Genomic DNA, 25439 nt, shown 5'->3' on the forward strand with positions numbered 1-25439 from the left:
TTAGTTGGTACGTAGGTTTTTATTTCTCGATGATAGAGCTTAGCATCCAAATGGCTTCTTCGTGCCAAGCTAGGCGCTCTGTCAACATATCTGCGGTGACAAAATCGTCCTTACCTTCGCAAAAACCGATTGCTGCGCGCAAGGATGAACATACGGTATTGTGGTCCTTAGCGAGCATTGCGATCATGTCTTCTGCGGTTTTAGGTTCGTCTACATCTTCGACGGCAGATAGCTCACCGTATTTTGTATAGCTCGCGGGCGCTTTTTCACCGAGTGAACGAATACGCTCAGCAAGTTCGTCAACTGCAGCGAATAAATTCGTGTAATGTTCTTCGGTCAAGTTATGGATCGAATAAAACAACGGCCCCGTCACGTTCCAGTGAACGCCTTGGGTCTTGATGAACAGCTGGTAGCTATCGGCAAGAACAATGCCGAGGCGTTTAGCAATTTCTGGGCGGTTCAACGCGCGTATGTCGTCTTTATCGTTAGATGATTTGTCATTGTCGCGACTATGGGCGACGGCTGCATTAGCCATAAAATATCTCCTGTATTTAATTAATTAAGTTAATAGTTCGCGCTATATTTTTTTGCCTCTGACAGCGCGTGAAATCGCCGAGATAATGAAGAGCACTAAGAAGACGGCGAACAAAATTTTTGCAAGACCTGCGGCTGTACCAGCAATACCTGAAAAACCTAGAACGGCGGCAATAATCGCAATAACTAAAAATGTAATTGACCAATTTAACATATGAAACTCCTTGTTGATTAAGTGGCGTGAAATTTTCTATTTCGCGCTCATTGCTTAAACTACGCGGGACAAGTCTTGTTCGTTCCAAAGAAAAACCCCTCCTTACGCTCAACTGAGATAAGAAGGGGTTTTTTATATATCGCGTCCGGCGATACCTATTTCGCGGGGTCGTCATCACCAAAGATCGCAACAACTTGTTCCTCCGCCTCTTTAAAATCAGCCTTATCGAGACTGTCTTTTAAGGCTTTGACCTTGGGTGATTGATTATTTTCGGTAGTATGTTTTGCAGTTTCTTCGGTCATATTTTATCCTGTTACTTACGTGTCTTTAGTGCGTTAAGAGCATCCGTCACTGATTTAAGCTGCGGTTGTTCACCACCATTGAGGCCCTCAGCACTTGCGCGAGCCAGAGCCCGTGCATCCACCATCCAAGCGTCTAAGAGGCTTTTTTTCTGTCCATCGGTGAGCGATGTGTCATTTACAATATCGTCAGGTTTATCGTATTTTTGATAAGCTGTTGTCGCATTTAATTCTGTCATATGTCCTCGCTATATAAGTGTGAATAATAGAGTAACGGCAAGCCCTGCCCTACCGTTCCAAAATTTTTCTTTGTCAAGCTATGGAACGAAATCTGTCAAACGCCGTTGATAGGGTATGAAGGCGCCCAGACTGGGCTCGAAAGTTTGAAAGGATATTTACAATGGCAACGAAGAAAATCGTATCATTAAAAAATGAAGACATTCCACAGCAAATCGACACGCTCCGTGCAGATCTTGCGAAGCTTACGGACATGATTAAAGTCCAAGCCGCCGATAAAGTGTCAGAGAAAACGTCGCTCGTGAAAGATGTGGCAGCTGAGAAAAAAGACATGGCGAAAGAGCGCTATGACGAAATCACGTCGAAAGCCGAAACATCAATTCGCGAAAACCCGCTGTCAGCTATCGCGATTGCGATTGGTGCAGGCATTGTTCTTGGCGCGTTGACACGCCGATAGGACGCTAATGTTACGTTACGCGAAATATGCGGTGCCTTATATATTAAAGGCACCGCGCCGCAGCCCCGTCAAATCTTTGGCGGGTCTTGCGCTTTCTTATATATTATTTTTGCTGGGTGCTATCTTCTTACTGATTGCCGCCTTTATTTGGGTAGCAACACATTACGGGACTGACACAGCGTTTTTATCTCTCGGTACTATATTTCTGATATCTGCGGCAATCTTCATGATGATCGCTAAAGACAAGCGTTACGTAAAACCGCCACTGCCAGACAATGTTGCCCAAGACCCCCTCGCCGCCCACATACCAGCAAGCGTTCGTGAGAACCCAACAGTCCAGAAGCTCTTGTTACATGTCTCGGAAAACCCGGTCGCTGCAACGGCCACAGCTGTGACACTCGGTATGTTAATTTCAAACGAATTTTTTGAGGAGAAGAAATGAACGATTTAAACGACAAAACTGTAAGCCCAAACAAGGCGCGCGCAGGTCGCCGCGTCAAAGGCATGACAATTGTGCTTGCCCTTTCTACAATTGCCGCCGTTATCATCTTAATGTTGGTCTTCGCAGGCAATGCCGCCGCATTTTACAATGGCTAACCCCAAACCATTAGAATCCATATTGGACAAGGTTGATGACCTGCCTAAGGGTCAAAAAACAAATTTGAAAACAGTCATTTCCGCATTTGGTGATCGGGCCTTTGGTCCTGTTCTCACCTTATGCGGTTTATTGCTATTAACGCCAGTGGGCGCAATCCCTGGAGCGCCCCTTGCGCTTTGCGTAATTATCATATCCTTTGCTTTACAGATTATTTTCGGACGCAGCCAACCTTGGTTGCCAAAATTTCTTCGAAAGATAGAGGTTAGACAATCCGACATAGACACAACCAAAAAATACGTTGAACCTGTCCTGGAAACCTTAGACGGTATCGTGCGGCCGCGTTATAAATGGGCTGCGACAGAAACGTCTCGTTATTTTGCCGCTGTACTGAGTATTCTTTTGGCTCTTACACTTCTTCCCCTGGGCCCCATTCCTTTTGGCGCAACCCTACCCGGGGTTATCATTGCCGTGATTGGTATGGGCATCATGGCGCGCGACGGCCTCGCACTCATGGTCGGGTTTGGCCTCGCGGGCTTATCCGCCGCCGCCGTAATCTACCTATTCTTTTAAAGGCCGTTACCCTTCATTAATCTCACCAGCATGCAACACGGGCGCAGCGTCGATATTCTCAGCATCGAGTATAGAGGCCACCTGCTCAAGCGCCGCGACAAGGCTGGCCTGTTGCCATTCTGGCAATTTTTCAAAACGTCCGACAAAAATATCTTGCAAAAGATTAGGAGCAGACCTGATGATCGCTTCACCCGCAGGTTCCAACTTTAACCACACGCGCCGTCTGTCCTCGTCACATTTACGGCGAGAGACGAAATTACGCGCTACCATCTTATCAATTAACGCAGTGATAGTTGCATGTTTGAGCTGGGTTAGACTAGCGATATCGCCCGCAGAAATTTCACCGCGCTCTTGAAGGTATTGCAGCACCATGAGTTGCGAAGGCGTCAGACCCACGGTCTGCGCCAATTTTTTTGACGCTTGATCTGTTCGTTGCTGTATGCGCCGCAATGCGATTAAAACATCATCAGACCGTGTCGTCATAATTCACTCTAAAGTTAGTGGTTCAAAGGGCCCAGCGCCTGCCTTAACGGATCCAGATATGGCGTGAAATTCTTCCACTGTCCAACGCCCTTTTTACTAATCGGACGTCGCACTTGTTCAGAACTTGCTGTGCGCACAGCGCGGTCGGTTTTATGAAAATCTACGCAAGACTGCTCAAATGGTAATCCACAATAATCCAAAACTCGGCTAACTTGCCCCGGTAAGTCATCAAGCACATCTTCATGCTGCACACGCAAAACTGTCCCCTCGGGCAGCACAGCATCCCAATGATCCATCATATCGACATAGGCGCGGTAGTAATGTCCGATACGATCAAGACCATAAGTAAACTCTTGGCCCTCCGCAAAGAGTTGCTTGAAGCCAGACCAGCAACAATCCATCGGGCGGCGGCGCACATCGATGATTTTCGCATTGGGTAATATCAAATGGATAAGTCCGATATGCCAAAAATTATTCGGCATTTTGTCAGTGAAATAGGCCGCCCCTTGGCGGTGAATTTGCGTGGCTTTGATATAATCCTCACCCAGTACGCGCAGCTCATCACCGCTCATCTCACCGAGTATTCGGGGGTAGCGCTCTCGGTCTGTAATCTGGTTTCGCCCGCGCAATCTGTGGACTGTTGATAATATATTGGGCAACTCCATAGTCCCGTCAACGTGGCTGTGAGAGGCCAGAATTTGCTCAATCAAAGTCGAACCAGCCCGCGGCAAGCCGAGTATAAAGATAGGGTCGGGTGCGAGGCTACCCTGCCCGCCTTGGTTTTTAATCAATTCACCTGTGACGTGTTTGACCTGCGCCGCTATTTGCTCATGCATCTGCTCTGTCGTGTAGCGAGACTGCTTAGCTTTAAGCGCGTTTCCTAGAGCGTAATTTTCAAATGATTTGGCATAATCACCGGCATCTTCAAAGGCCTTACCCAACGCAAAAGCTATATGCACACGCGCCATAAACGGTAAATTACGATCTGATTGCACGGCTTGTAACCGCGCAAGCTCGCTGTCTGAAAAACGGTAAGTTTTCAAATTCGCGAGCGCCGACCATGCATCGCCAGAAAGCGGGTCAGCGGCCACAGCCAATTTATATGAACGAACTGCAGCCTCTGATTGACCGTAAGTCTTTAGCGCATGACCACGTGAGGTGAGGGTCGATGCATCATTGGGCAGCACATCTAAGACCTTATCAAACAGCGCCAGCGCGCCTTCGTAATCACCCGATTGCATTTTCTCAATCGCGTATAGAGATTGAAACATTGGGCTGCTCGGGTCTTTGTCATAAAGACGACACGCATGATCTAAGGCTTCTGTGTAACGCTGACGTTTGCGCAAGACTTGGATAATATCGATACGCAGCTGCACATTATCAGGTGCCAGTTCTATGGCGGTTTCAAGCAAAAATATCGCGTCGTCATGGACGCCAAGCCTTGTACCGATATCCGCGAGAAGCCGCATGCCCTCGATATGACGCGGATGCTTTATCATGAAAGCGCGTGCGACCGCCTCTGCTTGTAAAATACGGCCTTCATGGATGTGGTTTGTCACCGCCAGCAATTCTGGCGGCAGTGCAGATAGGCGGGTCACTTGCGCCTCGGCCTGCACGGCATCCGTAACACGGCCTTGCTCTCGCAGGATTTTGGCTTGGGCTGACCAACTGGCGGCAAGTGCAGGATTATAGCGTGTCGCAAGGGCGAAAGCCGCAAGGGCACGGGACGGCTCGCCCAAGGCTAAGGCCAAATGACCGTCCTCTTGAAAGGCGCGGCCGTAATCTGGCGCCGTTTGTTTTAAGCGTTCTAAATAGGTTCGCGAGGCCCCAAAGTCTTTTTGATAACGCGCGCAAACGGCGGCCATATAAAGCGCATCTTTGTGGTCAGGCACATCATCCAATATTGCGGCTAAACGTGTTAGAGCTTTGCCAAAGCCCCCCGATTGCATATCCTTTCGTGCAGCGCTCAGCGCTGTTTGGATATCGGTATCGGTCATTACGTTTTCAGACAGCATCACACCCCTTTAAACGCGCAAAGCCCTGACGAATCAAGGCTTTGCATCGGTTTTGTAAATTGGCGTGATTAGTAATTATAACCAATCCGCACACCAACGGTACGGGGACGCATGGGGTTTACACGTTCACGGTCAAAGACGAAATTGTTGCTCAGTTCGACATATTCATTAGTCAAATTGGTGACAAATAATTCCGCTGACCAATTATCGGCCGTGACACCCAATGTTGAACCAAGGGTCACATATCCATCGGTCTGCGCTGTGTTGATTGAAATAATATCAGAGAACGCTTTGTCAGAAAAAATAATCTGCGGCATGACGTGGGCGACGAGGTCAGACCCTGCCACTTGATTATCCAGTGTCCACTCATAACGCGCGCGCAAGTTACCTTGGAATGACGGGGCAAAGGCCAAATCAGACCCTTCCACAACATCATTCGTCGGCGTAAGCACTTCTGTTACCTCGGTATCCAGCAGCGAGAAAGCACCCGCAATCGTCAAACCGTCAACAGCGTAAGGCGCCCATGTGAAATCACCTTCAATACCTTTAATTTCAGCATTGGCCGCATTATCAGAGAAGAAAAGGTTTGAAATTGACGGGTCAAAAATCGTCGTTTGTAGACGGCTAATATCCACATAAAAGGCTGAACCGTTAAAGCGCAATGAGTTATCAAAAAACTCTGTCTTCCAACCCAGTTCATAATTTTGGACATCATCTGTATCCAGCGCGAATGGCACAGTAAAGCCGTTCGGACCTGCCGCACCGCCTGGACGGTTGAGTAGTCCCGGACGGAAGCCTTCGGAATATGTCGCATAAAGCAGATAATCTGATGTGGGCGTCCATGTCGCAGTCCCTTTAAAGATAAAGCCGTCAGTTGCCGCTTTGTCAGGGGCACCAACCGTATTATTGGCTGCGAACTGTGCAGAGATGTTCGTACCCGCACGCTGCTGATCCTCAGACTGACCTAAGTTAAAGAATGACGAGTTGGCAGAGCCTTCTAGGTCAACCTCAACATCGTAATAACGTGCACCAACGGTCAGGGCGAATTGATCACTTAAATCAAATGTCGTTTCACCAAAGAGACCCATTTGTTTATCGGTACGCAAAATATCGTTACGGAAAATCACGCCTTCGGGGAACGGCCCCGCTTCGCTGAAGTAACCGGGTGAAGCACTACCAATCGCGCCTGTCACGGATGTATCAGTCAAAGGGTAGTTTGGCGCAAAACCAGACACACCATTAAATCCAATGGCGTTAACTGACCCCGGATAAGTAAAGTCGTTAAGCTCTGTCAGTTCTAAATCAGAGTAGAAGCCACCAAATGTTGCGCGCAGACGGTTAGAACTTGGCGTGTTAAAACGCAGCTCATGTGTTTGCACTTTGGTCTCTGTTTGGGAGTTCACAAAAAGGTTCGGTGCCTGACATGTGCCAGACGGCGCACCGCCGGGGTAGGTTACAGAGCCGTCGCAAATGTAGTAAGGCAGATATTGGCCAACAAACAGATAGTCTGAATAGTCAACATTTTGATCGGTCGTGCGCTCTGTATAGGCACCCGTATATAGGGCTTCTAATGCGCCCAAACGGCCTTCTAACGTCCAGCTGGTATTGTGAAAGCTATCCTCGATGCTGTCATCAGAGAAGCGCTGAATGTCATAATCATCAAGCTCTGGATCGGCAAAGAAAACGCCGTCACTATCAAGTTGTTGCTGCGCATGAGTGACAAGCAGGTTCCAGTCAGAATTAAATTCATAAATACCGCTCAGGCGGAAACCAGAATAAACTGTGTCGTTAATATCGTCCTCGACAAGGGCAGAGTTATCGGCATTGATAAAAGTGACGCCTGATAAATCCGCGCCCGCTTGGAAACCTTCGCGTAGAGATGATACGACGGTTCCGTTGTCGCGAACCGTCCCCGCCGAGCGGAAACGTGCGGATTCGGACGCGTTGCGTGTTCCCGCGACATTATCAATATAACCGCCTTGGTTATCGGAATAGACCACACCGCGAAGCGCAAATTTATCCGATACTGGCACGTTAATCATAGCCTCGACGCTATTGCTCATCTCGCCGCCTTTCGTGAAAGACGCAGACGCTTTGAAATTGGCGTCAAAACCAGAAAAGCTAGGCCTATTCGTGATAAGGCGCACTGTACCCGCTTGGGAACTCGCGCCAAACAATGTGCCTTGCGGTCCTGATAACACTTCGACGCGTTCAAGGTCGGCTGCGTAAACATCCAGATTACGACCTGGCTGCGCAAGCGGCTGTTCGTCTAGATAAAAGGCGACGTTAGGGGCAAGACCCGCAACACCCGCCGTTGTCAGATTTGGCGTCGTTGACGCCAAACCGCGAATGTAAATCGTGCTTTGACCTGGACCTGCACCACCTGCCGTCACGCCAGGCAGTTGGACAAGGTAATCGGTAAAGTTTTTCACGCCCAATTGGTCGAGCGCTTCGCCGCCGATGGCGGCTACAGTGACGGCCGTATCTTGAAGACCTGTTGTTCGTTTCGTTGCCGTGACGATAACTTCGTCAAGACGGTTAGCCGTCGGTGTTGCGGCGTCTTGGGCAGCCGCAGTGACGCCGAAAGCGCCAGAGATAGCTAAAATAGAAACACCTGTGAGTAAGCGGTACATATGTAATCCTTAGACTTTAATACGACGCTGATGGCGCCAATGGCAGCCAGAAAGAATCCGCGACTGTTGAGAATGAGCCGTGCCTAACATATATTTTGATAAATGAAATATATTTTTGATCACATGAGCGACATTAATGCTGTTAAAGAGCATTTAACTTCACAAACATCTTAAAATCCTTGTATAGGGTCATTTTTGTAATCTCTGTTATTTCAATTTACGACAGATTTAACCTTGCTAGCACTCACTCCATTCAGGACATCTAATGAAACGGCCTACAGACCCAAGCCTAGAATACGATACAGATTATGAAATTGGACAAGACAATATCGAGGTCATGGGCCTGGATGTTCACAACCCTGTTTTCTTTAGCGCCGCAGGCTTAGTGCTACTGTTCTCAAGCTTAACTTTGGCCTTTCCAAAACAAGCCAACGCGGCTCTCGCGGCATCCAAAAGCTACACGTTGAATAATTTTGACTGGCTGTTCGCGATCACGCCTGTGATTGTCCTGATATTTTGTTTGGGACTGGCCTTATCCCCTATGGGCAAGATCAGGTTGGGCGGACAAGCCGCGAAACCGATCCATAGCTACGGGTCTTGGATTGCCATGTTATTTGCCGCCGGTGTCGGTATTGGGTTTATGTTTTGGGGCGCAGCAGAACCGCTGGCGTATCACACGGCATGGGGCGGGACGCCCTTGGGCGCAGAGGTGGGCTCAGCTGAGGCCGAACGCCTCGCCTTTAGCGCTACATTGTTCCATTGGGGATTATCGCCTTGGGCTGTCTATGCTGTTGTGGGATTGTCGCTGGGCTTCTTTACTCATAACAAAGGATTGCCGTCGTCTATACGCTCAACATTTTACCCCCTGCTCGGTGAACGCGTTTGGGGATGGCCAGGGCATATCATCGACTTGCTTGCGGTCGTCTCAACCATCTTTGGTCTTGCGACGACGATTGGTCTGGGCGCGACACAAGCGGCTAGCGGTTTGGGCTATATATTTAATTTCGAGCCGACACTGTGGATACAGATTGCGCTCATCGCCTGCATGACATTGCTCGCTGTGATATCAGTGCTACGTGGACTGGACGGTGGTATTAAATTTCTTAGCAATGTGAACATGGTCGGCGCGTTGGGGCTCTTGGTTTTTGTTATTGTTGCTGGGCCGACGGCGTTGATTATGACGGGTATGGCGGAAAACCTTTGGGGTTATATCCGCGATACACCCGCCCTGACCAATTGGATTGGCCGCACGGATGAACAGTGGTTTCATGATTGGACTATATTTTATTGGGCCTGGTGGATTTCTTGGTCACCATTTGTCGGAATGTTCATCGCGCGTATTTCGCGCGGGCGGACTGTACGTGAATATTTCACCGTCGTCCTGCTCGCCCCGTTTGCGATTTGTATTGTCTGGTTCACAGCCTTTGGCGAGACAGCTGTGCAGCAATATGAAAACGGCGTTGGCGATTTGGCGGGCGGTATTGAAAGCTCTGCAACGGTGTTGTTCCACATGCTCGCGGCCATGCCATTTGGCGAGTTTGCGTCAATCATTGCAATTGCTCTGCTGATTATATTTATTGTCACATCGGCAGATTCAGGCGCGCTGGTTGTGGATACAATCACGTCGGGCGGTAAATTACACGCCCCTGTCGCGCAGCGCGTTTTTTGGGCGGCAGCGCTAGGCCTCACGGCATCCGCATTGCTGGTCGGCGGCGGCACCCAAGCGCTACAATCGCTACAAGCTGGCACCATCACAGCAGCTCTGCCCTTCACATTGATATTGCTTGCGGCTTGCGTCAGCCTTTATATTGGCATGCGGGATGAGCACAAGCAGCTCAATGAAAAGCCAGCCGCATCGGTTGAGCCGAAAAATGCTTAGGCCTTAAGCGTCGGCGGTTTTTCCAAACACCGTATGGGCGTCCCATTGGGCGCGCTTACGAAATACCAGCCGGTTCAGCGCGAGGCATAAGCCCACCATTGTGAACAGGTTTATCGCCATCAGGTGAATGTAATGCAGGCCCACACGCTGTGTGGCGAGGCTCGCATCAGTCGCCAGCGGGTTCAGCATCCAGAAATAAAACAACACGCCAAAGATAACAGAGATGATCATCGCGCGCGCATCGACATTCTTAAACAGCACGCCAACAATAAAGGCTGATAATATCGGCATAGACAGCAGGCCGTAAAGCGTCTGCACTGTGTTAATCAGACTGTCTTGCGTCGCAAAAAACGGCACAAGGATAAGGCTCATCACAACCATGACGATGGATACCCAAAGGGACAGGCGCTTCACCTTTGGTTTTTTATCCACATAGGTTTCGTGAATGTCACAGACCCAAAGCGCAGCAGAGGCGTTAAGGATGGAATTAAACGTGGTTAGAATAGCAGCCAAAATTGCGGCGGCAAAAGCGCCTGATAAGAACCCTGGCAGCAAATCACCAACAAGTTGACCATAGGCCATATCATTTTCCACACGGCCATAAAGCTTATAGGCCACGATGCCAGGCAGCACGATAATGGGCGGCACGATTAAAAGCCTTATGCCAGCCGCAGCGAGAATACCCTTTTGCGCTTCTTTCACGCTGGGCGATGCCATAGCGCGCTGGGTAATTGTCTGGTTCGTTGACCAGTAAAAAATCTGGATAAACAGCATCCCTGTGAACAATGTTGAGAACGGAATATCAGAGCTTGGGCTCCCGATAAGGGTCAGGCGTTCTTTGGGGATTCCAGAGAAATCAAAATTAATCGCTTTGAGCGCTATGATGGTCACCACTAAGGCTAGGCTGAGCAGCAGCACGCCTGAGAATGTATCCGACACGGCCACGGCCCGAAGCCCGCCGAAAATTGCGTAAGCCGCGCCGATAGTCGCGAAAACTATCGAGAACACAAATATCATCGGGTCAATCGCGCCAAAGCCCGGCACATTGACGGGCGATGTGGAAAGACCAAACATACTAATCATGAATTGAGACCCACCGTAGAGAATGGCGGGCAGAAAAATAAAGACATTACCGAGCAAAAACAGGGTCGAGATAAGCGCGCGAATATGGGGGTTGCCAAAACGCTTCTCCAGCAGTTCTGTCGTGGTCGTGCAGTTATATTTATAATAAACGGGAATGAACACAAAGCAGAGGATAAAAAGCCCAACGACGGCGGCCAATTCCCACCAAGCAAGAAGCGCCATTTGATTGCCGTTCATCCCGACCAACTGATCGGTCGATAGATTAGTCAGCGTGATAGAACCCGCAACAAAATACCATTTTAGCGACCCACCCGCGAGGAAATATTCTTGCTCGCCATTTTCGCTGTGACGTGCGCCGCGACAATACCAAATCGTCGCGCCAGCAATAATGGCTGTTATCGCAATAAACACGAATATCTGTAGTGGCTCTAAATCCATGATGTCCCCTTGCCGCCGTTTTTAATTTACGGGCTTGGCTTTATAATCCAGCTTTGCGCCTTATTATCAAAAAGCGCAATGTCTGCAGGGCTCAACAATATACCCGTGTGCGTGACCGCTTTCGCGCCGTAATTCATATGCAGCGTGTAATGTCCAAAATCACGGCGGCGGTAACCCAGCTGGCAATCGGTCGTTTCCACCCCTGCCCGCTTACACACCTTATCCAGAATGCGGGTCATCGCCCTATCATCGGGCCAGCCCGCCATATAGGTCAGTTTGCCCTTCGTTATGAGCGCAGGATGTCCGTCGCTACCTGTCTCGGTAACAGTCTCTGATGTCTCGGCAAACTCCCGCCAAATCTGAAAACACCCGCCGTCAATAAGGTCTATAGCTCCACTTGAGCGCAAGCTTTCGACTGCGGTTACTTTGCAGTCAAAGCCGTCAATCCCCGGCGGCAGGCTCGCAGGAATGGCAAAGTCATCCGTCTTTGACCCCGTGCGCGGGCCAATTAACATCTGACCCTCAAAGCGCTTCATGGCCGCGCGCAAACTATCCGTCCACGCAAATAATCCGGGGGTTATGACTAACGCGCGGTCACTAAGATCATCGCAAGACGGCGGCACAATATCAACGGATACACCGAGCCGCCGCAAGCCGCGATAGACATCATACACTAAATGAAAGTAGTCAAAATCTTGGCCTTGAGGCTGTGTTTCCCACGCCCAAGCGGACGCATAATCAAAAACAATGGCCACAGACGATGGCCCCGCGTCTGCGTCATCCAACGCCAGCAGCTCTTTGGACACGCGCGCCGCCTCTGCACCGCCCTCGGCCATAACGCCGTCAGGACGCAATAGCCCCGCGTGCATCTGCTCTTGCGCAAAGGGCGCTTGTCGCCAGCGGAAATAGCTCACGACTTCGGCACCATGCGCCACCGCTTCCCAAGTCCATAGACGCACCATCCCAGGCAGCGGTGCGGGATTATACGGCGCCCAATTCACGGGGCCGGGTTGTTGCTCCATCACCCACCACCGTGAAACCCCGTTCCGCATGCCGCCAACCGCGCGGTAAAGATCATGGTGAAAGGCTTGAAAATCAGGATCACCTTGGCGCTGATAGTCATGTTTGAAATCTTCGCCTTGATCTGACCTATCTTCTAAAAACCCAAGGGGGTAGCTGTCCCAACTGGCGATATCCAAATCGGCCCCAACCGCAAAGTGATCAAAATCCGTAATACGCCCCATGTAATTATGGATGATTGGGGCGTCGGTGTACGCTCGCAAAATACTGCATTGCGCGCGGTTAAAGTCCACCACTTGGTCAGAACTGAAACGGCGGAAATCCATAACATGGGCGGGGTTAGGCTCTGTCACCGTTTGATTGGGTAAATCCACTTGATCAAAGCCGTTATATTCCATTGACCAAAAAACATTGCCCCATGCCGTGTTAAGCGCATCAATTGTTTCGTATTTCTTGCGTAACCAAACCCGAAAGGCCGCGCGCGCCGCATCGCTATAAGACAGTATTGTATCATGACACCCATATTCATTATCGGTCTGCCACGCAGCTATATGGGGATTTGCGCCGTAGCGTTTCGCCATCAATTCTGTGATGCGTTTCGCCTCATCTTTATATCCTAAGTGGGAAAAGCAGTAATGCCGACGGGATCCAAATTTACGCGGCTGACCATCCTTGCTCACGGCGAGCATATCGGGATGTCTATCCACCATCCAGCGCGGCGGTGTTGCTGTCGGTGTACCCAGCACAACATGTAGACCCGCCTCACCCAATATTTCTATAGCCGTGTCCAACCAGTCCCAGCGTAGATCACCGGGCGTCGGCTCGATACGGCTCCAGGCAAATTCGCCGATACGCACCCACGATATGCCCATCTCGACCATGCGCGCAGCGTCATCTGTCCATCCGCTCTCTGGCCAATGCTCTGGGTAATAACAGACGCCTAATTCGGGCTTGCTCACGGTGATACCTTTTTGAAAATAAACACATGCGAGCTAAAATCGCCTTTTGCCATATAGCGCATATCCGCCTTGACTTGACCCGTTGCAACATAGGGTAAAGCCATACCGCTATGCATAAGTGCGTCACCTTGGTGGCGCGTCTTGTCCTCGGTCAAGATATACTCAGCCAGCGGGTCAAGCCCGCGCACATGGGCGCGTCTGAACGGTAAGTTCGGTGCAGCAAGGATATGGAAATAGGCCAGATAAACAGTCTCGCCGTCGCGCGATGTGTATTGCCAACACACTTCATTGCGTGTTTTTATCAGGCGGTCAAAATGGCCACCGACCATGTCCGTAGCGGTGTCTTTCGCATGGCTCATCAATCTCTGAAGCGCAGGCAAATTGGCATCGATATCAGCCTCGCTAAGCGAAACGCCCTTGGCGGCGCAAAACGCGCCTGCATCATAACGCGTGTGAATCGAACTCACGCGTCCGTTTTGGTGATTAGGCGACGGCCCGATATAGGCGGCGCATACATCCAGCGGAAAGACCAAAGACGCGCCGTGGATAATATCCAGTCGCGCGATGGGGTCGCAATTATCCGACGTCCAATTTTGCGCCATATAGGACAGCATACCAAGGTCAAAACGGTTGCCGCCACTCGCGCAGTTCTCAAATAGGATATCTGGATATTTATTCGTAATTCGGGACAGCAAATCATAAAGCCCCAGCAGATAACGATGCGGCACTTCCGCCTGCTGGCTCGGCGGGAATGCGGCTGATCCGACCTCTGTCATGGCGCGGTTCATATCCCATTTCACGTAACCAATATCCCCGCAAGATAGCAGGCTATCTATGGCGTCAAACAGATAATCTCGCACCTCTGCCCGCGATAAATCAAGCGTCAATTGATGGCGGCCCAATGATGATTTGCGCCCCGGCACATGGAGTATCCAATCGGGGTGAGCCCTGAATAAATCGCTATCGGGATTGACCATTTCAGGTTCAAACCAAAGCCCAAATTTTAGGCCCTTCGCTTTGATTTTCGCAGCCAACGCTGGGATGCCACTCGGAAATCGGCTTGGGTCTGCCGTCCAATCGCCAAGCGATGTGGTGTCATCCCGCCGCCCTTTGAACCAGCCGTCATCTAGCACCAACATATCCACACCCAGCGTTGCGGCTTTATCCGCGAGGGTGAGAACCTTACCCTCATTTACATCGAAATAGGCCGCCTCCCATGTATTAAGATAGGTTGGGCGCGGGAGGTGACGAAAAGCGGGCGGCGATATTTTGTCCCGTACGAAATCGTGCCAAATATGGCTCATCCCGCCGAGACCATTTTGGGTAAAAACATGCAAAGCCTCGGGTGTCGTAAAACGCTCGCCCGCCGCAAGCGTCCAGTTGAAATTAAACGGGTTTATTCCCGCCAATATGCGGACGTCTTCAAACTCGTTCACCTCTGTACTGATAGAAAAATTCCCGCTGTAAACAAGCGCCGTGCCGTAGACGCGACCATGGGTTTCAGTTGCGGTCGCATCGATTACGGCCAAAAACGGGCTATGCGCTGCGCTGGATGTGCCGCGCGCACTACCGATAACGAACCGCCCATGCGGCAAGGCCATGCGTTCAGCATTAAATTCCCGCGCCCAAGTACCATGCAAATGTAGGGCTTCATAATCTCCGGGCGGAAGGTCAAGGGCTGTGCTGTAGACATGCTCCAGATTAATGTCCCGCGTCCCATTGTTTTCAAAAACAACAGACCGCGCAAGCACGCCGTAATCCTCATAAACCGTGTAATGCAGCTTTGCCGTCAAACCCCAAAGCGCGTCTTCCAGGATGATAATCAAGGTCTGGCTACCCCCACCACGTGCAGACGGTAAGCCGTCCAGTTTCGGTTTATCAGCCTTAATCGTATGGGACTTATAAAGCAGCGTGAAAATACTGTTGCCGTCTGCGTTGCGCGCGTGAAAAGCGGGTGCGCGGTAATCTGAGCGCCCGAAAATCGGGTATTCTTGCGGGGTATCAGTCAGGTTATAATAAGGCTCGCCCTCGAAATTTGACGTCATTTCGCGTTGTGTTCCCTGATGATGCACAGGCGCATCCAGAGGCGCTGACAGCGGCAGACCGTAATAGCGGTGCTCTAGCAGCCCTTCTGGCGAGACATGAAAGACATAGGAAAAATAACGGTTAGACAGCGCAAAGACGGCATTATCACTGACTGTTATCACGCTGCGTCCCTCCACTCTTATTTTGTTATGCTGACAGTTTACCGTATGTTTGAAAGATATAAGGTCAAGCGAAAACACGCAGCCATAGCAGTCATTGTTATTTTAATCTGGTCATCGTTTTCATCACCGCCTATGTCAAAAGGGAACTGCAATGAATAGGACCCGTGTGAGCGACCATCAGACCATATTGAGACATAAGATTGCAGGGCGGGATGTTCACCGCCGTACATTCACCAAACGCGATGGTCGTGACCTTTTTCTTTATGGCTACACCCCTCATAAGCTATCGCCGCTTGGGCAAGACAGCGGCGAGGTCGCAAAGGGCGGCGAATTACGCTACCATCCGCTGCGCGCAGAATGGAACCTCTATGCGCCGCACCGCCAGAATCGCACCTTCAAGCCATCAGCTGCAGATGACCCCCTCGCCCCAAGCGTGGACGGCGGCGCAGCAACGGAAATACCCTTTACTGACTTTGAATTGGCAATCTTTGAAAACAAATTTACGAGCCTTCACGCGCAGGCACCGACACCGCCTGATATGGAAGCATTAGCCGATACGGCTCGCGCCCAAGGGCGTTGCGATGTTGTCGTCTATTCGCCCGAGGCAACAGGTAATTTATCGACAATTGGCCAAGACAAAAGGCGGCTTTTGATTGCAGCGTGGAATGACCGTTACGAAAATTTGTTTCAGGCGGGATGCCAATTCGTTATGCCATTTGAAAATCGCGGAGACGCGGTGGGCGTTACGCTGCATCATCCCCACGGTCAGATCTACGCTTTTCCGTTCATTCCGGCCGTGCAAAAAAAGGCCGCAAAAGCCTTTAATGCGGGATATAATCTTGCGCGTGTTATGGATGACGCCTGGGTGGATTACGGCGTTGCAGAGGCTGGCGGCATGCGCGCCTTTTGTCCACCTTTTGCGCGTTTTCCTTACGAGGTTTGGATTGCACCGCGCGCGCAAAAAGCTGGGCCTTGGGCATTTAACGAAGACGAATTGGACGGTTTTGCGCATCTGCTGGGGGATATCACGCGCCGCTATGATAGCTTTTTTGGGTGCGAGACGCCCTATATGCTGAGCCTACATGCGGCCCCTGTGGGGTATGAAAAAACCTTTCACTTCACGGCACAGTTTTATCCGCTGCTACGGGCCCCAAACCGTATAAAATATCTGGCGTCAGTGGAACAAGCCACAGGCGTTTTCACCGTTGACGTTATGCCAGAACATGCCGCTAACGTGTTGAAATCATTGTAATGTCAGAGGCTTTATTCACATCCACATTTGGGACAAGCCCCACCCTGACCCAGTTTACACCAGGGCGGGTCAATCTGCTGGGCGAGCATACGGATTATAACGGCGGCATGGTGCTTCCCACTGCGTTGCCGATGGGCGTGACTATCAGTCTTTCACCCCGAACGGACAAAAATGTGCGTATCATATCAGATAAGTTTGACGATATGGCCACGCGTCACCTCAGCGACCTCTCGACTGATCATTGGTCAGATTATGCCCTCGGCGCAATAAAGCTGGCCAATGACGCTGAACCACTGATCGGCGGGGCCGATATTGCGCTCACGACCACCCTGCCCTTTGGCGCTGGTTTATCGTCATCCGCCGCCGTCATTGTTGGGATATTGAAACTTTGTCGGGAGATAGCGGCCAGCCCGCTATCAGACACAGATATCGCCGTTTTGGCTCGCCGCGTGGAAAACGAGTTCATCGGCATGCCCTGCGGCATCATGGATCAAATGGCGGTCTCTATCGCGCGGCCTGGGCAAGCCTTGGCCCTTGATACAAAGAAATTATCATATGATCTCATAGACTTACCAGAGACTTATCACATGGCCGTTATCCATTCAGGGCATTTTCGCAAACTAAGCGAGGGGCGTTATAAAACCCGCAAAGAGGAATGTGACGTCATAAAGCAAGCCCTTGGGCGCGATGATATTTGCCTTTTGACAGACAAAGAATTAGCGGCCCTTAGCCATATGACAGATGCCGTTCAGCGTCGTGCAAAACATTGTGCCACAGAACATCGCCGCACAGTCAAAGGCGCGAAGGCATTACAAGACGGTGATATGAAGAACTTCGGAGAGCTTATGATAGCGAGCCACGCCTCTATGCGCGATGATTTTGATATCACCCTGCCCGCGATTGACATACTCGTCGAGGACGCGGTTCGTTTGGGCGCGGTTGGTGCGCGTATGACGGGCGGTGGGTTTGGAGGCTGCATTGTCGCTTGTGTCGAACGAACAAAACTAGAGCCGTGGACAGCGGCGCTTTTATCTTCAAATCCAGAGGCCTTTTATGTCTGCTGATAAACCCTTAAACGATAGAGACATTATTGTCGTCGGCGGAGCGGGCTATATTGGCGCGCATGTCTGCAAGACATTATCAAAATATGGGGCAAACCCCATCACCTTTGACAATCTATCCTCTGGCCACGCCCATGCCGTGAAATGGGGGCCGCTAGAGACAGTGGACCTCCGCGATGCGGGCGCGACAGAGGCCGCGTTTCAGCGCTACGCCCATGTTGAAACCGTCATTCATCTGGCCAGTTCGATTGAGGTCGGCATTGGCGAAACCCATCCCGCAGAATTTTATCAAAACAATGTCTTGGGCGCGATGAACTTGCTTAATGCTATGCGAAAAACAGACGCGGCGCAGATTATATTCTCCTCGACCTGCGCGACTTACGGCGAGACAGACGCCATGCCGCTGACCGAGAATCAACCGCAAATCCCGCTTAGCACTTACGGCAAAACCAAGCTCGCGATAGAGCATATGATAGAGAGTTATCATAAAGCTTACGGCCTGAAATACGTTACGCTGCGCTATTTTAATGCGGCAGGCGCGGACGAAGCCGGCGAGATTGGCGAAGAACATGACCCTGAAACGCACCTCATCCCGATTGCGCTGCGGTCTGCTATGGGCTTACGAGGGCGCATGAAAATCTTTGGCACCGATTACGACACACCCGACGGCAGTTGTATAAGGGATTATATCCATGTCAGCGATATCGCCCTCGCCCATGTCAAAGCGCTGCTGGCGCTCGACACAGGCCTTGCGGCAACATCGCTTAACATTGGCACGGGAAACGGGGTGAGTAACCTTGAGGTTCTGCAAACTATAGAGCGCGTCACAGGGCTACCGCTGCCATATGATCCTGCGCCGCGCCGCGGGGGCGACCTTAGCCGTCTTTATGCCGACGGTGCCAAAGCCAAAGCCATCATCGGTTTTGAACCGCAACATTCGGGTATTGAGACCATCATCAAAACCGCGTGGAATTTCCACAAACGCGAGATGGATTAGGCCTAAGGAAAATGGTGCCGCAAGGGAGAATTGAACTCCCGACCTCATCATTACCAATGATGCGCTCTACCACTGAGCTACTGCGGCCTATTGGGATAAATGCTCCCAAGCTGACCATGGCCTTAGCCTTGGTCGAAGTTAGGCTGATACAATATGTTACCGCGCCTTCGCAAGTCTAAATGCCTGTCTTCTTTGCGATAATTTGGTGCTACCATTTTTGACGTTAGCAAACCCTATGCGGCATGATCTACCGATTACTGATCAGACCATTGGGTCTGGTATAAATCAAACCGCCTGTCGCGCAGGTTTCGCACCGTACCCTTGGCGCGCGCCCATGACAGATCGGTCAAATCAAGGTCGGCAATGGCCACTGTTTCCACGTTTTCAGAACATTCCGCAGCAATACCATCCCGTGCAAAAGGAAAATCACAGGGCGTTAAGATACAGCTTTCAGCGTAATTGACATCCATATTTTCCACGCCCGGCAAGTTACCGACATTGCCCGACATAACCACATAACATTGGTTTTCAATGGCGCGCGCTTGGCAGCAATAGCGAACGCGCAAATAACCTTGGCGGTTATCCGTGCAAAACGGCACGAACAGGATACGTGCCCCCTCATCCGCCATGCGGCGGGCGAGTTCGGGAAATTCACTGTCATAGCAAATGAGTACGCCAATCGGGCCGCAATCTGTGTCGATTGTGCTGACCTCGTCGCCGCCCTTGATATTCCAATAATGGCGCTCATTCGGCGTGGGGTGAATTTTTTCCTGCGCATGCACAGAGCCGTCACGCAAAAAGACATAGGCGATGTTTTGGACGTCACCATCATCGGCCAGCGTTGGATGCGAGCCTCCAATGATATTAATATTATAACTCACCGCGAGCTTTCGCATCGCCTCAATAAACACAGGCGTATATTCTGTCAGTGTTTCAATCGCCTCTGACGGGGCCAAGCGGTGCTCCGCCAAGGCCAGCAACGGCAAGGTGAATAATTCAGGAAAAACTGCAAAGTCAGCTTTATAGGCCGATACGCTATCGACGAAATATTCGACACTGCTCATGAAATCATCAAAACTGGTCACCGTGCGCATTTGAAGCTGGACGGTTGCAACGCGGATAACATCTTTTTGCGCGGCTTCAGAATGGACGCTATCGCGTACGTCCACGGCATACGGATTACGCCACACCATATGGGCGGCATAGCCGCCTGACGCTTTGTCAGAAGGCAAGTAATTTTTTAAAATCGCATGGACATCAAAGCCTTGGCGGAACTGGAAGTTTACGACAGGATCGTTGACCTTTTTCGCTTTGACGGCCTCCATATAATCCAAGGGATCGGGATAGGTTTTTTTACGCTTTTTCCACCCCGGTATACGACCACCAAAAACAATACCTTTAAGCTCTAAGCTTTCGACCAGGGCTTTGCGCGCATCATAAAGCCGTTCGCCTATGCGCAGGCGGCGACGGTCAGGATCAACACAGACTTCCATGCCGTATAGCCAATCACCATTCGGGTTATGGGACGAACCATATCCGCCGCCTGTAATGCCCGCCCAATTATGCGGCGCCATGGCGAGGTCTTCTCTGACCATAATACTGGCGGCGTAACCGACGATATCGCCTTCATATTCGACAACAAATTGACCTTCAGGAAAGTTTGAAATCTGACCCTTTAAGGTCGAGACCGCATAGGTCGACATATTGGGATAGGCGCGGTCAACAAGCGCGGCAATGCCCGCGACATCTTGAACAACGGCAGTCCGTATTGTGAGTTGCGCGCCCGCACGTGTTTTGGCCATGATATATCTTTATCTTTGCTGGCGCGGATTGCACGCGAGTGTTGTTTCCACGGCAAAGGGTTCGCCGCAGATTATATTAAGTAAAGCTGTCAGTGCCGCTTTAGTCTTAGTCGTCGTAATAGGCGCGCTTGGTTGATTGCCGTTTTTCTTTGCCGCGTGGCTTCTTTCCACGTGGGGCTTCGAAATGGGTGTGATCAAAAATAGTCTCGCCGTCATCAGACGTAACTGACATCATGTCTTTGGTTTTGCGGTGACGTTTGGACATAGAGCCTCCAGAAAAAACGTCGCGAGCTTTCACTCATAAACAGGACGGCTTAACCCCGTCCCAAGCTATAGTTTAGTATTTTATAGGCGAGTTTGGAAGCCAAAAAATCGGGGCCGTGAAAACCCTCAATCGGGGCCAACTCGTTGATATCTGCACCGACAATCGTGCCAATTTCTGATGCCGCTTTGATAATCGCCATAGCGTCTTCCCAAAACAAACCCCCTGGTTCCGGGGTGCCAGTAGACGGCATCACGGAGCTATCAAATCCGTCCAAATCGAAAGTAAGATAAATAGGGCGCCCCTTTAAAGGCTTCACAATATCAGCCGCTTTCCATTTGGCGCGGTCTTTACCCCAGTGAATGGTGATGCGGTGCTTATTCGCCTGATAAAAAGGAATTTCGGATTTGGAGATATTGCGAATACCACAGGACACTATTGGCACAGTCGGATGGTCGAGCACGCGGCGCATAGCGGCAGCATGGCTGAAATGCTCACCCTCATAGCCGTCACGCAGATCAGCGTGCGCGTCAAAATGAAGGATAATCAAGTCATCATATTGTGACAAAAACGGCCGAATAGCACCCGGTGTAATGGAGTGTTCACCGCCAAAAACGAGCGGAAATTTACCGTCTTTGAGCACAGCCGTTGTCATTGCCTCCAGCTTCTTTAAGGATGCCGCGATATCTTCGCTATCAATGACAGGCTCGCGCGCCGTAATGACGCCGTAACGCTCCACAGGCTCGCACCACAGCTCTTCATCAAATAACTCAACCTCTTGGCTGGCGGCGAGCATAGCAGCGGGTCCCGCCTCTGTACCCCCGCCGTAAGATACCGACGCCTCTAGTCCAAAAGGAATAATAACAGCGCCCGAACCGGCATAATCCGTTGCAAGCTCTGGCGGCAGTCCGAGGAACCCCTCGGACGGTTTAAGCATAGCGAAAGGCGCAGTCATTGCTGTTTTTGTCGCGACTTGGGTCATTTTTGAAACATCTTTGCAAAGTTACGACGTGGACGGTTCTTCCAGTCACAAGAGTGGTAAGCATCAGATGCAAGCAAGGGCACAACAGAGCCAGCCTCGGCAAATACCATCTGCTCTAGCGTGGTTTGCACCTTACCCCAGCTAGCGGCCTCTTTCAGGGTCGAGCTTGAGCACGCACCGTCGCGCACGTCGGCGACAGTAATCTGTACCGCATATTTATGCATTTCGGCTTCGACGCCAAGGATTTCTGCGCAAACGACTGTGTCTTGGACAAAGTTCTTTGGCACACCGCCGCCGATCATCAAAAGACCCGTAGAGCCCGCTTTGATTTTAACGTCAGTCAACTCGCGGAAGTCAGCAACAGAGTCAATCGATAGGTAATTACCGGGATTTTCGACTTGGTGTTTCACAAGGCCAAAGCCCGCCGAACAATCAGAGAATGCGGGTACGAAAATCGGCACATCATAGTCATAACACGTCTCAATCAGAGAGCCTTTTTTGACAGCATGTGTCTTGAGCCATTTGCCCATTTCCCAGATAAATTCGCGGGATGAATAAGGGCGGCGCTCTAGGCTGTCTGTGATGTCTTTGATGACATGGTCACAAGCTTGCAGCTCTTCTTCGTCGATATAGGTGTCATAGATACGGTCAATATAAAGCTCGCGCAGCTCGTTATCATCGATGGTACTATCGGCTTGGTAGTGTTTGTAGCCAAGGGCTTCAAAAAAGTCCATGTCGACAATTGCTGCGCCCGTTGAGACAATGGCGTCAACCATGCCGTATTTCACAAGGTCGCGATAAACATGCATACATCCGCCCGCAGATGTAGACCCCGCAAGCGTTAGGATAACAGAGCAATCTTTGTCATTGACGGCTTGTTTGAAAATGTCGGTCGCCCGGCCAAGGTCGCGCGCCGTGAAAGACATTTTGCCCATAGCGTCGATAATTGGGCGCGCGTCGATTTGTGTAATGTCGATATGCTCTACAACATTAGAGAGCAGCTGGGCTTTTGTATTTTTAGTCATGATTATGTCCTAAAGACTGAAGTAATTTCATTAATCGTCGCTGAGGACAGCGACAGTGTGGTTGGAATAAAAACCGTTAAATTGCGTGGCCAGAGTCTGGCCGTAAGCCCCCAAATGCCCGACTTCTACCCAATCGCCTTCGCATGTGTCTGCGGGTAAATGAAACGGGCCGTTCATTGTATCGGCACTGTCACATGTTGGCCCAAAAAAGCGAAATCCAATTGTATTTAACGCGGGTGCGGGGGGACGGTTGCGGTGGAGTTTAACTGGAAATTTCCAAGCAAATTGGCCCGCATCAAACAACGACCCATAGGTACCATCATTCAAATAAAGGTCAGAGCCTTTGCGAAGCTCGACCCGTGCCAATGTCGCACCGCCTTCGGCGCAAAGCGCCCGGCCAGGCTCGCCAAATACAGCTATATTAGCAAAGCCATGGGCAGATAAGCTATCGGCTATCGCATGGAAATAATCTGCCATCGGTGCGATTGGCATGTCAGGATAAGCCACGGGGAAACCCCCGCCAACGTCAATAGAATCGATTGATACACCCGCCGCGTTTACCAGGTCTCGCGCATAGCCAATGGCACGGTCATAGTTATCAATGACCATACATTGCGACCCAACATGAAAACATACGCCGAGTTTATCAGATACATGTCGCGCGGACTGCAATAAGGCTGTTGCGCTCTCAAAATCAGCGCCAAATTTGCCTGATAACGGCATGGCGGCATCACCTTTTGGCAAAGCAAGGCGCAAGTGAAGACGCAAATCTGTTGCATCATCTGCGCAGTCGATAATTTTTTGCAACTCGTCTTTATGATCAAAGGAGAAATCCCGGATACCAAGCGCATAAGCACGCGCAATCGTCGCCCGTGATTTAATCGGGTGCATCAAGAACATTTTTGCACCTGGCAATAAACCCGCGACCAATTCCATTTCACGAATAGAGGCGACGTCGAAATTACGCACACCCTCATCCCATAGGATTTGCAATAATGACGGATGCGGATTTGATTTAACCGCATAGAGGACTTGTCCCGGAAAACCGTTCAGGAATGTGCGGGCCGCCGCCTCAATCTTGCGCGGATACAGCACGTAAATTTGGTCATCGCCAGCATAAGCCGCAATGGCGTCAGCAGAGGTGTTATATGTTGGCAGGCCGTAAGGGCGCAACTGTGTCGGCTGGGCAATCTGTGTTGTGTTTGTTTTTACAATCGGCATGAATTCATTGTCCAAAAGACGCCCGGCCCTAATGGGTTTTATAAAATGGGCAGCGTCAAATTTCAGAAATGACAAGGGATCAAGTGATAATCCGGTTTGTCAGCGGCAAGTGAGACATGGGGTCACCGTGCCTCAAGAGGGGTCGGCGGGTTCGGCTTAATTAAGCCGCCCGCACCTCACTGCTGAATTCCGCGATTGCGGCCAAATAATCTTGATGTTTGGACGACAGGAACATGTCTCCCAGCTGCGCTTGCAGTGAGATTGAGATACTTAGACGTTTGTAAGTCACACGCTGTGCCATACCAACAACTCTCAATTCCTGGGCGTCACAATTGACGCATAAAAACCAAGACGTATCGGCGGCTATTAGACTGGCTTACGGCGCAGTCACGGCTGACAGATTTCCCATTCAACGCCGTATTTCAGGCTGCTTGTTAAGGGCTCGCTGTAGCTCGCTTTTTCGTCACTGCGCTAACTAGGGCAAAAAAATTGTTTGGCAATAGAAAAAATCATTCACAGCAAAAAAACTTTGACTAAGCCTCATGCAAGAAGCTGTTTATCGTCAATCGTCCGCGCAGAGGGTCCGTTGAAAACGGTAGACCCTTCGGTATATCGCCCGAATGAAGCGTAATGCCCCGGTAAATCACGAGGCGATTCTTTTTAGCCGCAACCGTGCCGATGCGCGTAAAACCGTTCAAATCATCGCGGCAATAATCCTGTGGCGGTAGGCCGTTTTGGGCCGCCTCCTCTGATAAAGCCTGTTTATAGCGCTCAAATCGCAGCTCTGTGACCGTTTCAAACCCTGTGGCATCGTGACGGTAAAAGGCTGTGCCGCCTGTCTTTGGCCCCGATAGGTAATGCAGTAGCGCCAAACGTTGCGGCTCTAACCCGTCGTAATGCGGCAAGGCCTGTATCGGCATTAAATCTTGGGGTTTTGTCGTGACCAGTGAGTAGGCACATTCTGTGAGTTGGGCAGGTTTTGTAAAGCCAAACACCTCGATCAGTATTTGGGCGATTAGCGCCCCCTGCTCTGTCAGATATTGCGGGTTGGCGGGCGCGCGGATACCAGGATAAAACAGCCCTCGTTTTTCGAATGTGGCATGTGATGCCGTCTCTAGCAGCGCATCTGGACTGGCCGCAAAGTCGTCAATAACGACAACGGGCTGACCCTCATTCCCAAATCGTTCAACTGTAAAGTGCGGCGTTTCCAT

Annotated in this window: 24 protein-coding genes and 1 tRNA gene; 8 read left to right on the forward strand and 17 right to left on the reverse strand. The window is 50.7% G+C overall.

All coding sequences use genetic code 11. The annotated features are described in order from the left end of the window. Positions 1–19 precede the first annotated feature (19 nt). From AB6B37_RS08560 to AB6B37_RS08575, 4 genes are all read right to left on the reverse strand, one after another. Complete coding sequence (locus AB6B37_RS08560) at positions 20–535, reverse strand: Dps family protein (protein ID WP_371395347.1); 516 nt, start codon at positions 533–535, stop codon at positions 20–22. Positions 536–577: 42 nt separating this feature from the next. Then, complete coding sequence (locus AB6B37_RS08565; RefSeq protein ID WP_371395348.1) at positions 578–748, reverse strand: DUF1328 domain-containing protein; 171 nt, start codon at positions 746–748, stop codon at positions 578–580. Between the two features lie 155 nt (positions 749–903). Next, entirely contained in the window at positions 904–1050 is a 147-nt protein-coding gene (locus AB6B37_RS08570; RefSeq protein WP_371395349.1) for a hypothetical protein, read from the reverse strand. Positions 1051–1061: 11 nt separating this feature from the next. Continuing rightward, positions 1062–1286 carry a hypothetical protein gene (locus AB6B37_RS08575; RefSeq protein ID WP_371395350.1) on the reverse strand — a complete coding sequence of 75 codons (225 nt, stop codon included), beginning with the start codon at positions 1284–1286 and terminating at the stop codon, positions 1062–1064. Between the two features lie 161 nt (positions 1287–1447). Between AB6B37_RS08575 and AB6B37_RS08580 the strand changes: the two genes are divergently transcribed. Genes AB6B37_RS08580 through AB6B37_RS08595 form a run of 4 tightly spaced genes read left to right on the forward strand, consistent with a single transcriptional unit; the run spans position 1448 to position 2909 of the window. Next, the gene (locus tag AB6B37_RS08580; RefSeq protein WP_371395351.1) at positions 1448–1741 is read left to right on the forward strand and encodes a hypothetical protein; all 294 of its coding nucleotides are present in this window, start codon (positions 1448–1450) and stop codon (positions 1739–1741) included. A 7-nt stretch (positions 1742–1748) separates the two neighbouring features. Continuing rightward, entirely contained in the window at positions 1749–2183 is a 435-nt protein-coding gene (locus AB6B37_RS08585) for a phage holin family protein (RefSeq protein WP_371395352.1), read from the forward strand. Further along, positions 2180–2338, forward strand: a complete 159-nt coding sequence (locus AB6B37_RS08590) for a hypothetical protein (protein WP_371395353.1) — start codon at positions 2180–2182, stop codon at positions 2336–2338. Before AB6B37_RS08585 ends, AB6B37_RS08590 begins: the two co-directional genes overlap by 4 nt. After that, positions 2331–2909, forward strand: a complete 579-nt coding sequence (locus AB6B37_RS08595) for an exopolysaccharide biosynthesis protein (protein ID WP_371395355.1) — start codon at positions 2331–2333, stop codon at positions 2907–2909. Before AB6B37_RS08590 ends, AB6B37_RS08595 begins: the two co-directional genes overlap by 8 nt. A gap of 6 nt (positions 2910–2915) precedes the next feature. Here AB6B37_RS08595 and AB6B37_RS08600 read toward each other — a convergent pair whose 3' ends face one another. The 3 genes from AB6B37_RS08600 to AB6B37_RS08610 all read right to left on the reverse strand — a co-directional run bounded on the left by AB6B37_RS08600 (position 2916) and on the right by AB6B37_RS08610 (position 8040). After that, positions 2916–3392 carry a MarR family winged helix-turn-helix transcriptional regulator gene (locus AB6B37_RS08600; protein ID WP_371395356.1) on the reverse strand — a complete coding sequence of 159 codons (477 nt, stop codon included), beginning with the start codon at positions 3390–3392 and terminating at the stop codon, positions 2916–2918. A 14-nt stretch (positions 3393–3406) separates the two neighbouring features. After that, positions 3407–5389, reverse strand: a complete 1983-nt coding sequence (locus AB6B37_RS08605) for a sulfotransferase (RefSeq protein WP_371395357.1) — start codon at positions 5387–5389, stop codon at positions 3407–3409. An 86-nt stretch (positions 5390–5475) separates the two neighbouring features. Further along, positions 5476–8040 carry a TonB-dependent receptor gene (locus tag AB6B37_RS08610; protein WP_371395358.1) on the reverse strand — a complete coding sequence of 855 codons (2565 nt, stop codon included), beginning with the start codon at positions 8038–8040 and terminating at the stop codon, positions 5476–5478. A gap of 265 nt (positions 8041–8305) precedes the next feature. Here AB6B37_RS08610 and AB6B37_RS08615 point away from each other — a divergent pair, with 265 nt between their 5' ends. Beyond that, positions 8306–9919, forward strand: coding sequence for a BCCT family transporter (locus AB6B37_RS08615; RefSeq protein WP_371395359.1), 1614 nt, complete (start codon positions 8306–8308; stop codon positions 9917–9919). Positions 9920–9922: 3 nt separating this feature from the next. Here AB6B37_RS08615 and AB6B37_RS08620 read toward each other — a convergent pair whose 3' ends face one another. Genes AB6B37_RS08620 through AB6B37_RS08630 form a run of 3 tightly spaced genes read right to left on the reverse strand, consistent with a single transcriptional unit; the run spans position 9923 to position 15626 of the window. After that, the gene (locus tag AB6B37_RS08620) at positions 9923–11440 is read right to left on the reverse strand and encodes a sodium/solute symporter (protein ID WP_371395360.1); all 1518 of its coding nucleotides are present in this window, start codon (positions 11438–11440) and stop codon (positions 9923–9925) included. A 26-nt stretch (positions 11441–11466) separates the two neighbouring features. Further along, on the reverse strand, positions 11467–13419 hold the full coding sequence (locus tag AB6B37_RS08625; protein WP_371395361.1) for a beta-galactosidase: 1953 nt from the start codon (positions 13417–13419) through the stop codon (positions 11467–11469). After that, positions 13416–15626 (reverse strand): alpha-galactosidase, encoded by a 2211-nt coding sequence (locus tag AB6B37_RS08630; RefSeq protein ID WP_371395362.1) that lies wholly within the window; start codon positions 15624–15626, stop codon positions 13416–13418. Before AB6B37_RS08630 ends, AB6B37_RS08625 begins: the two co-directional genes overlap by 4 nt. Before the next feature lie 151 nt (positions 15627–15777). Here AB6B37_RS08630 and galT point away from each other — a divergent pair, with 151 nt between their 5' ends. From galT to galE, 3 genes are read left to right on the forward strand one after another with little or no spacing between them, the layout of a single operon-like run. Beyond that, the gene (gene galT, locus AB6B37_RS08635) at positions 15778–16878 is read left to right on the forward strand and encodes a galactose-1-phosphate uridylyltransferase (RefSeq protein ID WP_371395363.1); all 1101 of its coding nucleotides are present in this window, start codon (positions 15778–15780) and stop codon (positions 16876–16878) included. Further along, complete coding sequence (gene galK, locus AB6B37_RS08640; RefSeq protein WP_371395364.1) at positions 16878–17942, forward strand: galactokinase; 1065 nt, start codon at positions 16878–16880, stop codon at positions 17940–17942. Before galT ends, galK begins: the two co-directional genes overlap by 1 nt. After that, positions 17932–18936, forward strand: coding sequence for a UDP-glucose 4-epimerase GalE (gene galE / locus AB6B37_RS08645; protein WP_371395365.1), 1005 nt, complete (start codon positions 17932–17934; stop codon positions 18934–18936). The genes galK and galE overlap by 11 nt, the downstream gene beginning before the upstream one ends. Positions 18937–18948: 12 nt before the next feature. Here galE and AB6B37_RS08650 read toward each other — a convergent pair. The 7 genes from AB6B37_RS08650 to AB6B37_RS08680 all read right to left on the reverse strand — a co-directional run bounded on the left by AB6B37_RS08650 (position 18949) and on the right by AB6B37_RS08680 (position 25439). Further along, positions 18949–19023 (reverse strand) — tRNA-Thr (locus AB6B37_RS08650). Positions 19024–19190: 167 nt separating this feature from the next. Further along, entirely contained in the window at positions 19191–20738 is a 1548-nt protein-coding gene (locus AB6B37_RS08655) for a GNAT family N-acetyltransferase (RefSeq protein WP_371395366.1), read from the reverse strand. A 106-nt stretch (positions 20739–20844) separates the two neighbouring features. Next, on the reverse strand, positions 20845–21003 hold the full coding sequence (locus AB6B37_RS08660) for a hypothetical protein (protein WP_371395367.1): 159 nt from the start codon (positions 21001–21003) through the stop codon (positions 20845–20847). A gap of 49 nt (positions 21004–21052) precedes the next feature. Continuing rightward, a complete protein-coding gene (gene speB / locus AB6B37_RS08665) occupies positions 21053–21982 on the reverse strand; it encodes an agmatinase (protein ID WP_371395368.1) in 930 nt (309 codons plus the stop codon). Beyond that, complete coding sequence (locus AB6B37_RS08670) at positions 21979–23007, reverse strand: deoxyhypusine synthase (RefSeq protein ID WP_371395369.1); 1029 nt, start codon at positions 23005–23007, stop codon at positions 21979–21981. Before AB6B37_RS08670 ends, speB begins: the two co-directional genes overlap by 4 nt. 30 nt (positions 23008–23037) lie before the next feature. Beyond that, positions 23038–24228, reverse strand: a complete 1191-nt coding sequence (locus AB6B37_RS08675; RefSeq protein ID WP_371395370.1) for a type III PLP-dependent enzyme — start codon at positions 24226–24228, stop codon at positions 23038–23040. Between the two features lie 533 nt (positions 24229–24761). Then, complete coding sequence (locus tag AB6B37_RS08680; protein ID WP_371395371.1) at positions 24762–25439, reverse strand: DUF6445 family protein; 678 nt, start codon at positions 25437–25439, stop codon at positions 24762–24764.

It is taken from the genome of Fretibacter rubidus, from assembly GCF_041429785.1.
GTDB classification, from domain to species: Bacteria; Pseudomonadota; Alphaproteobacteria; order Caulobacterales; family Maricaulaceae; genus Fretibacter; species Fretibacter rubidus.

Coding starts and splice junctions, on each gene's coding strand:
- AB6B37_RS08675 (WP_371395370.1), bottom strand. CDS start 24,228: ATGCCGATTGTAAAAACAAACACAACACAGATTGCCCAGCCGACACAG.
- AB6B37_RS08585 (WP_371395352.1), top strand. CDS start 1,749: ATGTTACGTTACGCGAAATATGCGGTGCCTTATATATTAAAGGCACCG.
- AB6B37_RS08575 (WP_371395350.1), bottom strand. CDS start 1,286: ATGACAGAATTAAATGCGACAACAGCTTATCAAAAATACGATAAACCT.
- AB6B37_RS08565 (WP_371395348.1), bottom strand. CDS start 748: ATGTTAAATTGGTCAATTACATTTTTAGTTATTGCGATTATTGCCGCC.
- AB6B37_RS08560 (WP_371395347.1), bottom strand. CDS start 535: ATGGCTAATGCAGCCGTCGCCCATAGTCGCGACAATGACAAATCATCT.
- AB6B37_RS08600 (WP_371395356.1), bottom strand. CDS start 3,392: ATGACGACACGGTCTGATGATGTTTTAATCGCATTGCGGCGCATACAG.
- AB6B37_RS08680 (WP_371395371.1), bottom strand. CDS start 25,439: ATGGAAACGCCGCACTTTACAGTTGAACGATTTGGGAATGAGGGTCAG.
- AB6B37_RS08570 (WP_371395349.1), bottom strand. CDS start 1,050: ATGACCGAAGAAACTGCAAAACATACTACCGAAAATAATCAATCACCC.
- speB (WP_371395368.1), bottom strand. CDS start 21,982: ATGACCCAAGTCGCGACAAAAACAGCAATGACTGCGCCTTTCGCTATG.
- galT (WP_371395363.1), top strand. CDS start 15,778: ATGAATAGGACCCGTGTGAGCGACCATCAGACCATATTGAGACATAAG.
- AB6B37_RS08670 (WP_371395369.1), bottom strand. CDS start 23,007: ATGACTAAAAATACAAAAGCCCAGCTGCTCTCTAATGTTGTAGAGCAT.
- galK (WP_371395364.1), top strand. CDS start 16,878: ATGTCAGAGGCTTTATTCACATCCACATTTGGGACAAGCCCCACCCTG.
- AB6B37_RS08620 (WP_371395360.1), bottom strand. CDS start 11,440: ATGGATTTAGAGCCACTACAGATATTCGTGTTTATTGCGATAACAGCC.
- galE (WP_371395365.1), top strand. CDS start 17,932: ATGTCTGCTGATAAACCCTTAAACGATAGAGACATTATTGTCGTCGGC.
- AB6B37_RS08655 (WP_371395366.1), bottom strand. CDS start 20,738: ATGGCCAAAACACGTGCGGGCGCGCAACTCACAATACGGACTGCCGTT.
- AB6B37_RS08610 (WP_371395358.1), bottom strand. CDS start 8,040: ATGTACCGCTTACTCACAGGTGTTTCTATTTTAGCTATCTCTGGCGCT.
- AB6B37_RS08590 (WP_371395353.1), top strand. CDS start 2,180: ATGAACGATTTAAACGACAAAACTGTAAGCCCAAACAAGGCGCGCGCA.
- AB6B37_RS08580 (WP_371395351.1), top strand. CDS start 1,448: ATGGCAACGAAGAAAATCGTATCATTAAAAAATGAAGACATTCCACAG.
- AB6B37_RS08615 (WP_371395359.1), top strand. CDS start 8,306: ATGAAACGGCCTACAGACCCAAGCCTAGAATACGATACAGATTATGAA.
- AB6B37_RS08595 (WP_371395355.1), top strand. CDS start 2,331: ATGGCTAACCCCAAACCATTAGAATCCATATTGGACAAGGTTGATGAC.
- AB6B37_RS08660 (WP_371395367.1), bottom strand. CDS start 21,003: ATGTCCAAACGTCACCGCAAAACCAAAGACATGATGTCAGTTACGTCT.
- AB6B37_RS08605 (WP_371395357.1), bottom strand. CDS start 5,389: ATGACCGATACCGATATCCAAACAGCGCTGAGCGCTGCACGAAAGGAT.